10 protein-coding genes and 1 pseudogene are annotated in these 15,011 nt (G+C 69.2%); 5 read left to right on the top strand and 6 right to left on the bottom strand.

The genetic code is table 11. From position 1 onward, the window contains the following. Nucleotides 1-143: 143 nt before the first annotated feature. Nucleotides 144-935, bottom strand: coding sequence for a glycosyltransferase family 2 protein (locus E4P38_RS02620; protein ID WP_135130179.1), 792 nt, complete (start codon nt 933-935; stop codon nt 144-146). Nucleotides 936-2,643: 1,708 nt separating this feature from the next. On the opposite strand from E4P38_RS02620, the gene E4P38_RS02615 reads away from it, so the two are divergent. Further along, entirely contained in the window at nt 2,644-3,306 is a 663-nt protein-coding gene (locus tag E4P38_RS02615) for a TylF/MycF/NovP-related O-methyltransferase (protein ID WP_167760418.1), read from the top strand. 154 nt (nt 3,307-3,460) lie between these two features. On the opposite strand, the gene nrfD is transcribed toward E4P38_RS02615, so the two are convergent. The 4 genes and pseudogenes from nrfD to E4P38_RS22745 form a co-directional block, all read right to left on the bottom strand. After that, complete coding sequence (gene nrfD / locus E4P38_RS02610; RefSeq protein WP_135130177.1) at nt 3,461-4,504, bottom strand: NrfD/PsrC family molybdoenzyme membrane anchor subunit; 1,044 nt, start codon at nt 4,502-4,504, stop codon at nt 3,461-3,463. Nucleotides 4,505-4,508: 4 nt separating this feature from the next. Next, nucleotides 4,509-5,570, bottom strand: coding sequence for a 4Fe-4S dicluster domain-containing protein (locus E4P38_RS02605; RefSeq protein ID WP_135130176.1), 1,062 nt, complete (start codon nt 5,568-5,570; stop codon nt 4,509-4,511). 25 nt (nt 5,571-5,595) lie between these two features. Then, nucleotides 5,596-8,889: pseudogene (gene fdh, locus E4P38_RS02600) on the bottom strand (formate dehydrogenase). A 55-nt stretch (nt 8,890-8,944) separates the two neighbouring features. After that, nucleotides 8,945-9,082 carry a hypothetical protein gene (locus E4P38_RS22745; protein ID WP_167760417.1) on the bottom strand — a complete coding sequence of 46 codons (138 nt, stop codon included), beginning with the start codon at nt 9,080-9,082 and terminating at the stop codon, nt 8,945-8,947. Nucleotides 9,083-9,207: 125 nt separating this feature from the next. Between E4P38_RS22745 and E4P38_RS02590 the strand changes: the two genes are divergently transcribed. Together E4P38_RS02590 and E4P38_RS02585 are read left to right on the top strand one after the other, a co-directional pair. Further along, nucleotides 9,208-9,441, top strand: a complete 234-nt coding sequence (locus E4P38_RS02590; protein ID WP_135130173.1) for a toxin-antitoxin system protein — start codon at nt 9,208-9,210, stop codon at nt 9,439-9,441. Continuing rightward, on the top strand, nt 9,438-9,797 hold the full coding sequence (locus E4P38_RS02585; RefSeq protein ID WP_135130172.1) for a type II toxin-antitoxin system PemK/MazF family toxin: 360 nt from the start codon (nt 9,438-9,440) through the stop codon (nt 9,795-9,797). Before E4P38_RS02590 ends, E4P38_RS02585 begins: the two co-directional genes overlap by 4 nt. Before the next feature lie 223 nt (nt 9,798-10,020). Here the strand turns inward: E4P38_RS02585 and E4P38_RS02580 are convergent, their stop codons facing one another. Beyond that, nucleotides 10,021-10,305, bottom strand: coding sequence for a hypothetical protein (locus E4P38_RS02580; protein WP_135130171.1), 285 nt, complete (start codon nt 10,303-10,305; stop codon nt 10,021-10,023). Between the two features lie 124 nt (nt 10,306-10,429). Here E4P38_RS02580 and E4P38_RS02575 point away from each other — a divergent pair, with 124 nt between their 5' ends. Together E4P38_RS02575 and E4P38_RS02570 are read left to right on the top strand one after the other, a co-directional pair. Next, nucleotides 10,430-12,376: a GGDEF domain-containing phosphodiesterase gene (locus E4P38_RS02575; protein ID WP_167760416.1), complete on the top strand. Its 1,947-nt coding sequence runs from the start codon at nt 10,430-10,432 to the stop codon at nt 12,374-12,376. Continuing rightward, nucleotides 12,373-14,964 carry a diguanylate cyclase gene (locus E4P38_RS02570; RefSeq protein ID WP_135130169.1) on the top strand — a complete coding sequence of 864 codons (2,592 nt, stop codon included), beginning with the start codon at nt 12,373-12,375 and terminating at the stop codon, nt 14,962-14,964. The genes E4P38_RS02575 and E4P38_RS02570 overlap by 4 nt, the downstream gene beginning before the upstream one ends. Nucleotides 14,965-15,011 lie beyond the last annotated feature (47 nt).

Raw genomic sequence — 15,011 nt, 5'->3', positions numbered from 1 at the left:
GGCACTCGACCGATTCACACCCACCGCGCTCGTGCCCAGTCTTACCGCTGCCGTTTCAGCGGCCAGGGCAGACGTCACCCAACGGCGCCTGGGCTAGAGACCATTGCTTCTTGGCTTAGGAACTGCGCGTAGGCAGCGGGCACCTACAGGCGCCCGACTAGGCGCCTCAAGCGGCGACGCGCAAGATTCCGAACTTTCCGTCTGAGGCTCAGGGGATGCGCGACTGGCCTGGGCTCGGGAGTCACCTTCCCGACCCAACGCTCATTAAAGCGGACCCTCGCAGCATCAATTCCCACGTGTCGCTGTTCGCCGCCTGCGCTCTCAATGTGCTGAACTATGGCACGGGGATCGTACAGAATCTTCCAGCCGACCTCACCGAGTCGAAGACACAAGTCCACATCCTCATGACTGTTCCAATAAGCTTCGTCGAAGCCGCCGATATCAAGAAATGCATCCCGCCTGACTAGCATTGCGGCGGCCGTCACGGCGGAAACATAGCGCTTCGGCAGGTCGGCCGTCAAGTTGTACCCCCGCAGCATTCCGCGCTCATCGAGGGAGACGACTGAACCCGAGTGCTGAATCTCGCCACCTGGGAACACTAACTTGCATCCCACGACGGCAACATCCGAATCGCTCGAAATGCTTTCGGACAAAAACGCAAGCCAACCATCGCGCGGCCTCGTATCGTTGTTTAGGAACAATAGCAGATTGTTACTCGCCGCATAAGCCCCCTGATTGCAAGCGATGGCGAAGCCGCGGTTCTCGGGATTTTTGATGAGCGTCACCCGCGACCCCGAGAGCTCGACCCCAGTGCCATTATCAACGACAATCACTTCATCGGACTCCTGGAGATCCACCAATGAATTGAGGCATCGCCGAAGAAGTAAGGAAGACCCGTAATGGGGAATGATGATTGACACGGCATCTCGGGTCATGTGCGGTCCACCTCAGCGACTTCCTGGAGCCGGCCGACTACATTTGTCTGGCCTTTCGGACTTTCAGCCCGCCTCCGCGTAAGGCCAACTGCGAGGTACACGAGAACCGCTCCCTCGGCTAGCGAGACTGCCAATGCCGCTCCTATGGCGCCGTAAGACTTCGCGAGAGCGATCAGAAGCGGAACCCCGACCACCGCGCCGACAACGGAGGCCCTTACGACGACGGCTACCAGTCCCCGTGGGATAAGGCAGTAAGCCGATAAACCCATGGCCGTACCGATGATGATTAGTGAGATGGACATCGTCGCGGCTGTACGCAGGTCGACACGAATTGATCCGGAAAAGATGAGTTCGTCGAGGAGTGGCAGCAGGACTGCCATCCCAACAGCCGCAAGGACACTCGCCCCGCTTGTGACTACCACCGCTGTCCGACTGCGCGACTCCTGATCAGGGCGGCTCTCTGCGGAAACCCAACTCTGGAGAGCGTTTTTGAATGGAAACAGAAGAGATCTACCCAGCAGATATACCCGATAGACTGCGGCGAAGACCGGAAGCGACTGGGGCGCGACAGCTGCCACAATCGGCACCGAGGAACCCGTATAGGCATATGACGCTAGTGAACCAACCACCATTTGGCTCTGATCTCGCAGACTTCGCTTCACGGCTCTTCGGTAGCCTCGGCCGCGGCGCGGGGCGCCGCCACCCAGCTTGCGCGCGGACATTCCGATAGAGATGAGGAAGAGGCCCCCCGTCACTATCGGATATCCCAGCAGCGGCATACCCATCCACAGCGCGATCGAAGCGGCCACCGCCCCACCTGCAAGGGGCAAAGTCTCATAGAGGGCCACCAGACCGCTGCGTCCCAAGCCGGTGAAGAACCAGGAACTCGACAATCCGACGAGTGAACTTGTGATGGCCTGGGCGGCAACGGTCAGTGGCTCGGCCGGGGCGAGCAAAAAGGCCGCGACGGCCAATGGAGGGATTAGTGCAGCGGCAGCGAATGACCGAGAGAGCATGCTCACCCAGTAGAGGTCGCGGAGTGCATCTTGTCTGCTGGATCGGCCGGCTACCTCATGCGGACCTACCAGCCCCCAGCCCATGAGGACGACCATGGCTGTCGCCGAACCTAGAGATTGGCCCAGCACGATAGCGCCGAATCCCGAAGCCCCGCCGACAGAGGTGATGGCAGGCAGAGCGATCAGTGGCGCCAAAGCTGATATGGCTGTCAACACGTAAAAATTAGCGACTCGGCGAAATGGCAGCCGAGCCTGGGCGGGAACCGCTCGTCCGCTCATCAGCCGCCAATCCTTTGCTCGCGGTAGCCAAGGCCTTACCCATTCCTGCTATCTACCCCGGGAGAACAAGCGCAACCTACGCGGCAGCGGGGCGAGACCGCCAAAGTATGCCGCACGCACGGGCGGGGGAGATGGACTGTCAGCGAGGTCACGTGGGCCGACGACGCACTTGACTTGGGCGAGGCCGGTGCGGCCTACTCGTCTCCTGACCCCCAGCCGACGTCGGCGCACAGCGCGTGGTCCTGCCCATCGAGGTCGTCGTCGGGCGGCAAACCCCTCCTCGGATGATGCCTGTCGTCTGGCGGCTGCCTGGTGGCCGACGCTGGCGGCGCCGGATGGCGGCGCCGACCAGGTCATCTACCGTGGATGCCAGCGGCCGAGGGTGTCGCACGCGCAGCAGGCGAGGAGAAATCGTGGGTGCATCCGTGCGGCTCAAGTACATGGCCAAGTCAGCTTTGCGGCCCCTGCTGTTTCGGCACGCTCCTATCGGTTTGCAACCGGAGCGGCTGCACATGTGGCTAGGGGTCTTGAAGGACACGCAGGACCTGACTGGGTCCGTCGTCGAGGTGGGCTGTTCCGTTGGGGGTACCGCTGCATTCAGTGGTCGGATGCTGAAGCGCCTTGGTGTTGAGAAACGCTATGTATGCGTCGACACCTTCGGGGGCTTTGTCGAGGGCCAGTTCAGCGATGACCTTGAGCGGGGAACCCGCAAGGCGACTCGGACGATGTTCGACGCCAATTCGGTGAGCCTGGTCCGTCGGAATCTCGACGCGCTCGGGGCACCCCAGGTCGAGCTCGTGCAGGGAGACATCGTCACAGTTGCTGAGGACGCGCTTCCGCCTGCGATTTGCGCCGGCCTGGTTGATGTCGACCTATCCGAGCCGGTGTACGTGGCGCTGAAGCGCCTGTATGCCCGCCTGCAGCCGGGGGGAGTCCTGCTCGTTGACGACTGTCCCGAGGGCTACCACTGGAAGGCGCGGGAGGGCTACCTCCAGTTCGTCGAGGAGTATGGGCTCCCGCCAGTCGTCGAGTACGGCATGGGCGTCGTTAGCAGGCCACGCTTGGCCGGCTCATAAGCCACCGCCCTAGCGGGGTAGTCCCGTTGCTACGCGCGGCACCCATCCAGCGAGCGGTCACCGAACTAGACCAGTTAAATCGACAATCCTCCGCAAGGGCGCTCAATCCCACCGTAGGCACAGGTTTTCGCGCGCCGATGGATGCTGCCTCGCGTCAGCGCGTGATGGTGGAGGCGTGCTCGCGATCTCGAGCAGCCATGCGCTCGCGCTGCGGGATCACGGTGTACTTCGGGTCCCGGGCGCTGGCCATCCCCGCGTCGAAGACCCCGAACCGGGTCAGCAGCGAGCCCGCGGCCAATAGCGTTCCTGACGCAACCGCCCCGAGGCGGGTGCGTCCGGCCACGACGGTGAGCCCGGCGCCCGCAGCGGTGCAGGTCTTCGCCGCTTGCATGAACCTGCCCGCCCGGCCCAGGTGGTACGGCTCGGAGACGATGCTCTCGTCGCTCTCGATCTGGTGCACGACACCCAGTTCGACCGCCGCACCGGCGACCGCCATCTTGCGGGCCGGCCCGGCCTCGTCGACCGGCGTGAAGATCATGCAGAGTCCCCCGCCGGCGGCCATGGCGGACCCGGCGAAGACGAACGGCAGCTTCGTGTGGAAGTGGTTCCACGACGGCACGGCTGTGTTGGCCAGCAGCACCGCCGTGTAGGTCGCCATCGGACCACCGAACAAGGCCGACACCGCTCCGCCGAAGCGCTTGAGTCGCGGGAACCAGCCGAGCAGCTCGACCGCTGCCGTCGCGCCGGCCGCCGCGCTGAACGGCGACAGGATGTAGGTCCCCACCGACAGCGCCGACGTCGGCTTCATGACCCGCAGCATGTGCAGGAACCGCTCGGGCCGGCCGAGGTCGTGCACCAGGAACCCGACCGAGGCGATCGCCCCACCCCCGGCCACGAACCGACCCACGCGGCTCAGTGACGGCCGAGCGCTCGCGTCGGCCAGCGCAGCGAGGATCGAGGACGTGCCCGCAGCACCGCCGAGGAACAGGTAGAGCGGCACGTCGGGCGTCTTCCACACCGGCGCCTTGATGATCGGGCGGCCGTAGTACGAGGTGAACTCGGCCTCGTCGACCATCGCCATCTCGGCGTTGCGCCCCCGGCGGCCGTTGCCCCGCCGGCGCCGCTTCTGGTTCTTCTGCGCTGCCGCGCCGTCGGCCTTGCGCCAGCCGGCGCCCGGTGTCGCGATCCCGCTCGTCATGCCGTCACCGCCTCCGCGAACCCAGGACGGCGGAGACAGCCACCCCGACGATCATCGCTGCCCCCGTGGCGGCGGCCTTCCACATCGCGGGCAGGTCGCGTGCCGGCACGATCGGGTCCGGCGGGAGGCCGTAGACCTCCGGCTCGTCCAGGAGCAGGAAGAACGCCCCGTTGCCGCCGACGCCGTCGTTCTCGTCCCGCCCGTACAGGCGGGCGGTCTCCACGCCCTGCGACTGGAGCGTCGCGAGCCGGGCGTCGGCCCGTTCCTGCAGCTCGTCGAGGTCGCCGAACTGGATCGACTGGGTCGGGCAGGCCGTCGCGCAGGCCGGCATCAGCCCGTCGGTCAGCCGGTCGTAGCACATCGTGCACTTGAAGACCCGGCCGTCGTCCTTGCGCTGGTCGATGACGCCGTACGGGCACGACGGCACGCAGTAGCCGCAGCCGTTGCAGATGTCCTGCTGCACGACGACGGTGCCGAACTCGGTGCGGAACAACGCCCCGGTCGGGCAGGCGTCCAGGCAGCCGGCGTGCGTGCAGTGCTTGCAGACGTCGGAGCTCATCAGCCAGCGGATCTGCTTATCCGCCCCGGTCTGCGCCGTCTGCGGATCGAACTCCGACAGGGCCTCGGCGTTGAGCACACTGGCCTGGGCCTTCGCGGTGCTATCCAGGTCGCCGCTGTCGGGCGCGGGCATCTCCGGCCGGTTCAGCGCCCCGGGAAGGCCGACCGCCGGCATCGGCAGGTCGACGACGCGCGTCTGCTCGATAAACGCGACGTGCCGCCAGGAGTTCGCGCCGAGCTGGCCGGTGTTGTCGTAGGACATCCCCGACAGCCCGATGACGTCGCGCGTGCCGTGCGAGTCGTCCATCGGCAGGGTGTTCCACTCCTTGCACGCGACCTCGCAGGCCTTGCAGCCGATGCAGACCGAGGTGTCGGTGAAGAACCCGACCCGCTTCGGGTGCTCCTCGACGTAGCCGGCCTCCGCCGAGACGTCGGGCAACGGGCCGAACAGCCGGTTCTTCGGATCGTTGCCGGTCAGTGCCGGGCTCGCCGAACTGATCGAGGTCATGCCCGCCTCCTCTCGCCGTGTGCCGTCATGAGCCGGACTGTCCCTTCACCATCGGCGCGTCGTCGGGCGCGCGCCCGTTGAGGCCCACCCGGCCCGAGTCCACGCCGGCCCGCCGTCGGTAGGACTCCACGAACTCGAGCAGCGCGGGCCCGCGCGGCCGCCGTCCCGGCACGATGTCGCAGGTGCTGACCTTGGACTCCTGGATGTGGGTGTTCGCGTCCAGGACGATCCCGAGCAGGTCGTTGGCCGAGTCTCCGGTCGAGATGCCGGCGTAGGACCAGTGATAGGGCATCCCGATCTGGTGCACGACCGTGCCGTCGCGCAGTTTGATCGGCCGCACCCGCTCGGTCACCAGCACCTTGGCTTCCAGCGCCGTCCGCGTGCTGACCAGCGTGGCGAAGTCGCCGTGGGTCAGCCCGCGCAGGTCGGCGAGCTCGGGGCTCACCTCGACGAAGAACTCCGGCTGCAGCTCCGCCAGGTAGGGCAGCGTGCGACTCATCCCGCCGGCCGTGTGGTGCTCGGTCAGCCGGTAGGTGGTCACCTGGAACGGGAAGACCTCGCTGCGCGTCGGGTTCGCGCGGTTCCACGGGCCGCCGATCCTCTCCAGCGTCGGGTTCGCCTGCTGCTTGTAGAAGGCGTTCTCGACGACGGACTCCGCGGGCTCGTAGTGGGTCGGCATCGGGCCGTCGACCAGCCCGGACGGCGCGAACAGCCACGCCTTCCCGTCGCCCTGCATGACGAACGGGTCGGCGCCGCCGATGGCGTCCTGCGCCTTCGCGCCGTCCGGCGGCACGTAGTCGGGCCGCTTGTTCTTCTCGAAGTCGGGCACGTCGGGCCCGGTCCACTCGCCGGCTTCCTCGTCCCAGAAGACGTACTTCTTGCGCTCGCTCCAGGGCTTGCCGGCGGGGTCGGCCGAGGCGCGGTTGTAGAGCATCCGGCGGTTCAGCGGCCAGGCCCAGCCCCACTCGGAGGCGACCGCCCCCTGCTCGCGACCCGGCTTGCGACGTGCGGCCTGGTTCACCTCGTCGGCGTAGACGCCGCAGTAGATCCAGCAGCCGCCGCTGGTCGAGCCGTCGTCCTTCATCTGCATGTAGGACGACAGCGCCCGTCCGTCCGGGCCGACGCCGTTGATCTCGCGCAGCACGTCCTCGGCGCTCGGCTCGGCGTCGGTGCCCTGGGTCGGGTAGTCCCACGTGAGGTCGAGCAGCGGACGGTCCCGCGGGTCGGTCGAGTCCTTCAGCCGCTCCCGCAGCATCCGGCCCAGGTGGAAGTAGAACCACAGGTCGCTCTTGGCGTCGCCCGGCGGATCGACCGCCTTGTGCCGCCACTGCAGCACGCGCTGCGTCTGGGTGAAGGTGCCTTCCTTCTCCACGTGGCTGGCGGCCGGCATGAAGAAGACCTCGGTGCCGATCGTCTCCGGGGCCAGCTCCCCCGTCTCGATCTCGGGGGACTCCTTCCAGAAGGTCGCCGACTCGATCATCTGCAGATCGCGGACGACGAGCCACTCGAGGTTGGCCAGACCGAACCGGTTCATCCGGCCGTTCGGGTGCCCGACCGACGGGTTCTCGCCCACCAGGAAGTAGCCGTAGACCTTGCCCTCGATCATCTCGGCGATCGTCTGGTACGAGCTGTGGTCGCCGCTGATCTTGGGCAGGTAGTCGAAGGCGAAGTCGTTCCCGGGCTGGGCGGCGTCGCCCCAGTAGCTCTTGAGCAGGCTGGTCATGTAGCTGCGCTTGTTGCCCCAGAAGCCGGCCTTGCCTTCCGCGTCGGCGCAGTAGTCGTCGAGCGTGTGGTGCTGCAGGGAGTGCGGCATGGGCAGGTAGCCGGGCAGCAGGTTGAACAGCGTCGGGACGTCGGTCGAGCCCTGGATGCTGGCGTGCCCGCGCAGCGCCATGATCCCGCCGCCGGGGCGGCCGATGTTGCCGAGCAGCGTCTGGAGGATCGAGCACGTGCGGATGTACTGCGCGCCGACGCTGTGCTGCGTCCAGCCCACCGAGTACACCCAGGCCGTCGTCCGGTCGCGGTTGCTGTTCGACGTCACCCACTGGGCGACCTGCTCGAACACGTCGGGCTCGATGCCGCACACCTCGGACACCATCTCCGGCGTGTAGCGGTCGAAGTGCCGCTTGAGGATCTGGAAGACCGAGCGCGGGTGCTGCAGCGTCTCGTCCCGCTTGGGCTTGGCCGGGATCGGCGGCCCGCCGCTGCCGGCGGCCTGGGCGCGGTCGGCGTCCTTCACGTCGGGGTGCTGCTCGGTGCGGTCCTGCTCCGCGGCCCCGGTCGGGTCCTCGGAGGAAGAGTGCGGTGCCTCCTCCGGCTCGTACTGCCAGCTGGCCTCGTCGTAGTGGCCGCTCTCGGCGTCGAACCCGGAGAAGAGGCCGTCGAGGTCCTCGGCGTCGACGAACTCCTCACCGACCAGCGCGGCCGCGTTCGTGTAGGCGACCACGTAGTCCTTGAAGTACAGGTCGTTGTCGAGCACGTATTTGATCAGCCCGCCGAGGAACGCGATGTCGGTTCCGATGCGCAGCGGCACGTGCAGGTCGGCGATCGCGCTGGTGCGGGTGAACCGCGGGTCGATGTGCACGATCTTGGCGCCCCGCGCCTTGGCCTCGGTCACCCACTGGAACCCCACCGGGTGGCACTCGGCCATGTTCGAACCCTCGATGACGATGCAGTCGGAGTTCGCGAGGTCTTCCAGGAAGTTGGTTGCGCCACCACGGCCGAACGAGGCACCCAGACCGGGCACCGTCGCGGAGTGCTATATCCGGGCCTGGTTCTCGATCTGGATCGCGCCCATGGCGCTGTAGAGCTTCTTCATGAGGTAGTTCTCCTCGTTGTCGAGGGTCGCCCCTCCGAGGCTCGCTATCCCCATCGTCCGGTTGACGCGCTTGCCCTCGAACTCGTCCTGCCAGCCCTTGCGGCGGGCGTCGAGCACGCGGTCGGCGATCATCTCCATCGCCGTGTCCAGGTCGAGGTCTTCCCACTCGGTCCCGTACGGACGGCGGTACTTCACGGTGGTCACCCGGGTCGAGCTGGTGACCAGCTGCTTGCTCGCGCTGCCCTTGGGACACAGCCGGCCGCGGCTGATCGGCGAGTCGGGATCGCCCTCGATCTGGACGACCTTCTCGTCCTTGACGAACACCTTCTGCCCGCAGCCGACGGCGCAGTAGGGGCAGACGCTCTGCACGACCCGATCGGCGGTCGCTGTTCGCGACACCGTGGCCTCGGTCGCCTTGCTGCGCGCGGCCTTGCCGCGGCCCAGGGGGTCAGAGCCTGTGAACTGCCGGTACACCGGCCACGCGTCGAGCCAGGTCTTCACCTACGGAACTCTGCCACCCGGAACCGGGTCTGGCACGGCGACGGTGATCGGCTCGTCAGGACCGATAGCTGAGGTAGCCGCGGGCACGGTCCTCCGCGACGCCACCACGCACCACCGCGGCACATCCCACGGCGGTGAGGGCGGAGAGGACGAACCAGGATCCGAGGACGGCGAGTACCACGAGTCCGATCATGACCGGGGCGATACCCGGGCGAGTGACATCGCCGTGAACGGAAGCCGTCGACGTAGAGGCGAAACCACACGGTCACGCGCACAGGAGAGTGTACTGAAGGTAGCCCTAAGAGTATCCTCGTTGGTATGCCTGACCTCCTCACCACGATCAAGGTGCCCAAGAGCCTTCGCGAGCGCATCGCGATACGCGCCGGGGAGCAGCGGATGACTGCTGCGGAGGTGATCGCCGGACTGCTCGACGACGCCGACCGGCGCGCCCGGTTCGACGCGGTCCGCGCGGCGTACGACCAGGCGGACGCGTCCTACCGGGAGGAGACCGAGGCGTGGGACTCGTTGGCTGACGACGGTCTTCATCCGTGACCGCTGGACCCACGCCCCTCGAGCGAGGCGCAGTCGTCTGGGTCGACTTGGATCCGACTGCGGGGCGTGAGCAGCGTGGCACCCGTCCTGCGCTCGTCGTGTGCAGCGCGGATTACCTCACCAGCGTCCGTGACCTCGTCGTCGTCCTCCCGATCACGTCCGTCGATCGCGCCTGGCCGCACCACGTTCCCGTCGTCGGCGAGCGAAGCGGCCTGCCGAAGCCGAGCTTCGCGATGACCGAGCAGCCGCGGACGGTGTCGACGACAAGGATCACCCGGCGCTCGGGCACGGCCGAGAGCGAGACCATGCGCGAGGTCGATCGGTGGCTCCAGGACTTTCTCGGGCTCGGCCGTTGAGCGCCCCTCCACTCGTGGGCCGTTTTCCGCATGAGGCTGATACCCCGTGGCTTTTGCGGTCTTGCCCTTGCTCTTGCGGCGGTGCAACGGCGCAAGAGCAAGGGCGATGCCGCAAGAGCGGGGCGGCGAGACACCGATCGCAGCCTCGAGGTGCCGCACATGCTGTCGGCACCTCGTATGGCCAGGGCTGACCCGAAGGGGGCAAAGGTTGGCGGTGGCGGCACTAGCTACCTCCGATGCGGATCCGCCGGACGGCGAGGGCCCGATAGGTCGCGAGCGCCAGACCCGCGAAGCCGGCGAGGTCGGCACCGGTGACGCCGTGGGCCGCGGTGACCGTGACCAGCACCGGTCCCTCCATCGGGCCGTTGACCACCAGCCAGAGGAGTGACACGGCGGCCAGCACCGCGACACCGACCATCCTGAACATTCCGCTCAGGCCGGCCGCCAGCACGAGCCCGACGAGCACGATCGCGGCCACCACGGGCGCATCCTGACCCAGCCGCGCCACGTCGAGACGGAAACGGTTCGCGGGACGGTCCGCGTAATCACACATCCGGCGGCCGTTCACCCCGATGGGTGACGGAACGATAACGATGCTGCAGGTAAAGGCCCCGAATCCCGATCTAGATCACGTGACCACCGCCCCCGTACTGGGGCAGCCCGCGGCTGCGTACCCCGCCGCGCCCCGAACTGGGCGCGCCGGGCTCCTCGCCGTCCCCGTACTGGTCATCTCCGTCTGCGCCGTCCTGGGCGTCGTCCTGGCGGGCAGCACCGCCCTCCGCCTGCTGTTCGCACTGGCCGGGATCGCTGTCCCCGTCACCTTCCAGGCCGCCCTCTACGTCCGCCAGCGCTCCCTGGCCGGCGACCTGCACCGCAGCCAGTCCTCGTTCCGCACGCTGGTGAAGAGCAGCGTCGATCCCGTCGTCATCCTCGACGACACGCTCCGCGTCACCTTCGCCTCCGAGTCCGCCGCCGAACTCCTCGGCCTCGACGCCGCCCGCATGATCGGCGAGCCGGTCACCGGCCGCGTCCACCCCGACGACCGGGCCTCCCTCGTCGGGGCGCTGAACTCGCCGCTGACCGACGGCACCGACTTCGCCGTCCGCACCGCCCGCGTCCAGCACGCCGACGGCCGCTGGCGACTGATCCAGGCCACCGTCCGCGACCTGCGCACCGACCCCGACGTCGGTGCGCTCGTCCTGTACTGCCGCGACGTCACCGCCCGCGTCCCCGCGCCGGGCTTCGACCCCGAGCTGGCCGAGCTCTCCCTCACCGACCCGGTCACCGGGCTGCCCAACCGCGCCGCGCTCGTCCGCCGGCTCGGCGCCGTGCAGCGCGAGGCCGGCCGCCCCTTCGCCCTCGCCCTCGTCGGCGTCGAAGGCCTCGCCTCCGAGGTGCTCACCCCGGACGCCGAGGCCGCCGTCCTGCGCTCCCTCACCGGCCGGCTCACCCGTGCCCTGCGCGGCGAGGACTGGCTGGCCCGCGGCAAGGACGGCGATTTCGTCGTCCTGGTCGACGGGACGATCGCCGACGCCGAGACCGTGGCCGCCCGCCTGGTCGCCGCCGTCGGACCGCTGCCGATCCCCGGCGGCACCCTCCATCTCACCGCCGTCGCCGGCGTCACCGCGCTGCTGGCCGACGTCGACACCGGTGAGGCGCTGCGCCGCGGCGACCTCGCCCTCCGCAGCGCCCGTAACGCCGGCCCCGGCGCCGTCCACCGCTACCTCGACGCCCTGCGCATCGAGCAGGACCGCCGCGACGCCCTGCGCACCGACCTCGACGGCGCGCTGAGCCGCGGCGAGCTGCGCCTGGTCTTCCAGCCCGTCGTCGACGTCGTCATGCACCGCACCGTCTCCGTCGAGGCGCTGCTGCGCTGGCGGCATCCGGTGTTCGGCGAGGTCTCCCCCACCGAGTTCGTGCCGCTCGCCGAGGAATCCCCGCTGATCACCGAGCTCGGCCGCTGGGTGCTCCGCGAGGCCTGCGCCACCATCGCCGCGCTCGGCGACACCGACCTCGGGGTTGCGGTCAACGTCTCCGCGCGCCAGGTGCGCAGCGGCGAGCTCGTCCCCGACGTGATCAGCGCCCTGGAGACCAGCGGCCTGCCGTCGTCCCGGCTGATCGTCGAGATCACCGAATCGGTCCTGCTCGACGACTCCCACGTGCTGGAGGACCTCACCGTCCTGCGCCAGCTCGGCGTCCGCATCGCCATCGACGACTTCGGTACCGGCTGGTCGTCGCTGGCCTACCTCGTCGGCATGCCCGTCGACGTGCTCAAGATGGACCAGTACTTCCTGTCCAACGTCGAGCACGACCCGGCCCGCCGCGCCATGTGCCGGGCGGTGCTCCACCTGGGCTCCAGCCTCGGCCTTCCGGTCATCGTCGAGGGCGTCACCAACCCCGCCGTCCTGAACCTGCTACGGGACATGGGCCACCGCTTTCTTCAGGGCTACGTCTTCTCCCGGCCGCTCGAGGCCGAGCAGCTCGCCGACGGCGCCTGGGAGGCCTGGGTCGAACTGCCCGCCCCGGTTCCGACCACAGCGGCCGAGGCCCCTGCACAATCGGCGGCGATGCCGTCATGACCTTCCTGAGCCGCATTCCCCCCGAGGTCCGCTGGACCGTGCCTCTGGCCCTGATCGGACTGGCCCTCGCCGTCCCGTTCAGCGCGCCCGACGGCACCGGCATGCAGTGGGACGAACTCGTCCTGGGCGCCGTGGCCGCCAGCTCGGCCTGGACGCTCTTCCGGCTGACCCGCCACATGACGCCGCAGGCAGCGCGGCCCTGGCGCGCCATGGGTGTGGGCGCGTCGATGTTCACGCTCGCCCAGTGGCTGGCCGGGTTCTTCCCGGGTCCCGAGTTCGACGGCTTCGGTGTGGACGACGTCCTCGTCTTCCTCGGCGCCTCCACGCCCCTGGTCACCTGCGCGCTCCTCGCCCGCCGGGTCAGCCGCACCCGCTGGCCGGCCCTGGTCGTCGACGGCGCGGTCATCGCCACCGCGCTCCTGGTGGTCACCGAGGTTCTCCGCACGCCGCTGATCAACCCCGTCGGCGCCCCGGACGACCTGCGCTCCCTCGTGCTCGCCTACGGCGGCTACGCGGCCGTGATGCTCGGTGGCGCCGGCGCCCTGTGCACCGTCTCCACCGCCGCGCTCCGCCGCTCGGTCAGCATCATGATCGGCGCCGTCGCGTGGCAGGCCGCGGCCGCCTGCTTCGAGGCGATGGCGATCATCTCGCCGTCCTGGGTGTGGACCGCCGGCTCCGACGTGTCCGTCGCGCTGGGCCTCGTGACCGTGGTGATCGCGGCCGGCTTCGCGCCGAACCGCTTCTCCGACCACAGCGCCCGCGCCGGGGCTCCTCAGGTGACCCCGCTGGGCATCCTGCTCGTCCTGGCCGCCACCCTGAGCCTCCCGCTCACCATTGGCCTGAGCCTGTGGTGGGGCGAGCCGCTCTCCGCCGGCGCCGAGATCGGCTGCGCGATCGTCTTCGGCCTCATGGGTCTGCGCCTGGTGCTGCGGATCCGCGAGGACGGCCGGGTCACCGAGGACCTCGTCCGCAGCGAGGAGGACTTCCGCGGGCTCATCGAGTCCAGCTCCGACGGCATCGCGATCATGGACCGCGACTTCCGGCTCTTGTTCACCTCGCCCGCCGCCCGGAGCCTGCTGGGTCTCGACGGCGCCACGGACGACACCGAGGTCAGCCTGCTCGACCTCGTCGACCCCGACGACTGCGACGCCGTGCGGACGACGACCCTGGACCACCCCGCCGGGGACGGACCGCCGCTGCACTTCCGCGTCCGCCAGGGCGACGGTGCCCCCCGCGAGGTCGAGGCCACCTCGACCGAGCGCCCGGGCAGTGGCCGCCGCGTGCTCTACCTGCGCGACGTCACCAAGCGCCGCCGCCGCGAGCGCGAGCTCGAGCGGATGGCCTACACCGACCACCTCACCGCGCTGCCCAACCGCGCGATGCTGTTCCAGGAGATGGCCTCGCCCTCGCTCGAGGAGCGCTGCCTGCTGGTGCTCGACCTCGACGGCTTCAAGGCCGTCAACGACGAGGCCGGGCACGAGGCCGGCGACCAGCTCCTGGTCGAGGTCGCCCGCCGGCTCAACACCGTCGTCCGCGAGGACGACCTGGTCGCCCGCCTCGGCGGCGACGAGTTCGCCGTCCTCGTCACCGGTTCGATCATCGAGGCCGAGGACGTCGCCCAGCGCGTCGTCGACGTCCTCGGCATGCCGCACCGCACCAACGAGTGGGCCTTCGCCGTCGGCGCCAGCGTGGGTGTCGCCGAACTCGGCGTCGCCGGCGGCCAGCTCGCCTTCCGCGAGGCCGACGAGGCGCTGCGTGCGGCCAAGCAGGCCGGCAAGGGCTGCGTGCGGCTGGCCCACCACGAGGAGTCCACCCACATCGTCATCCCGGACGCCGACCTCGCCGCCGTCGTCGACGAGGGCGTGCTCCAGCTCCGGCTCGACGCCGCCTGCGACGCGACGGGACGTATCGGGATGGTGCACGCCGTCCCCGTGTGGCAGCACGCCGTCCACGGCACGGTCCGCGGCATGGAGCTGTGGTCGGCCGCCGAACGGCAGGGTCGCTCGGCAGCCCTGCAGCGCTGGCTGCTCCGCCAGGCATGCCTGGAGGTCGCGAGCCTGGACGACGACCGCATCACCGTGGCCGTCAGCCTCCCCGCCGGCCACGTGCACCCCGACGGCCTGGCCGCAGAGGTCGCGGCCGCGCTCGAGGGCGCCGGCCTCGCCCCCTCCCGCCTCGCGCTCTCCTTCACCGAGGAGACCCTGCTGACGTCGTCGGCCGCCCTGGTGCCGGAGCTCGAGGCCGCGCGCCGCACCGGCGTCCGCCTGTGCCTGGACAACTACGGCATGGGCCACAGCATCTTCGCGCTGCTGGCCCGCATCTCCCTCGACGTCGTCCGCGTCGACCTGTCCGCGCTGGCCCCCCGCGACGACACCTCCCGGGCGCTGCTCGTGCTCGGCATGATCGCGCGGACGGCCGCGAGCCTCGACCTGGTCAGCATCGCCGGCGGTGTCGGCACGCCCGAACTGCGCGAGGGCGTCATCGCCTCGGGCATGGACCTGATGCACGGCCGCAGCGAGCCGCACGACCTCACCGTCGAGGAACTGGCCGAGCTCGTCTCCGGCGGCGACCCGGTCCCCGCGGCGTGACGCCGTCCTTTCCGAGTTGATCATCGCCCGCGTGCCCCCTCGCGCGG

The organism is Blastococcus sp. CT_GayMR16, assembly GCF_004570875.1.
Taxonomy (GTDB): Bacteria; Actinomycetota; Actinomycetes; order Mycobacteriales; family Geodermatophilaceae; genus Blastococcus_B.
This window is presented reverse-complemented; position numbering and strand designations above follow the sequence as displayed.

Excerpts from the sequence above, each read along its gene's own strand:
- nrfD (WP_135130177.1), bottom strand. The coding sequence starts at position 4,504 with ATGACGAGCGGGATCGCGACACCGGGCGCCGGCTGGCGCAAGGCCGAC.
- E4P38_RS22745 (WP_167760417.1), bottom strand. The coding sequence starts at position 9,082 with ATGATCGGACTCGTGGTACTCGCCGTCCTCGGATCCTGGTTCGTCCTC.
- E4P38_RS02570 (WP_135130169.1), top strand. The coding sequence starts at position 12,373 with ATGACCTTCCTGAGCCGCATTCCCCCCGAGGTCCGCTGGACCGTGCCT.
- E4P38_RS02620 (WP_135130179.1), bottom strand. The coding sequence starts at position 935 with ATGACCCGAGATGCCGTGTCAATCATCATTCCCCATTACGGGTCTTCC.
- E4P38_RS02605 (WP_135130176.1), bottom strand. The coding sequence starts at position 5,570 with ATGACCTCGATCAGTTCGGCGAGCCCGGCACTGACCGGCAACGATCCG.
- E4P38_RS02590 (WP_135130173.1), top strand. The coding sequence starts at position 9,208 with ATGCCTGACCTCCTCACCACGATCAAGGTGCCCAAGAGCCTTCGCGAG.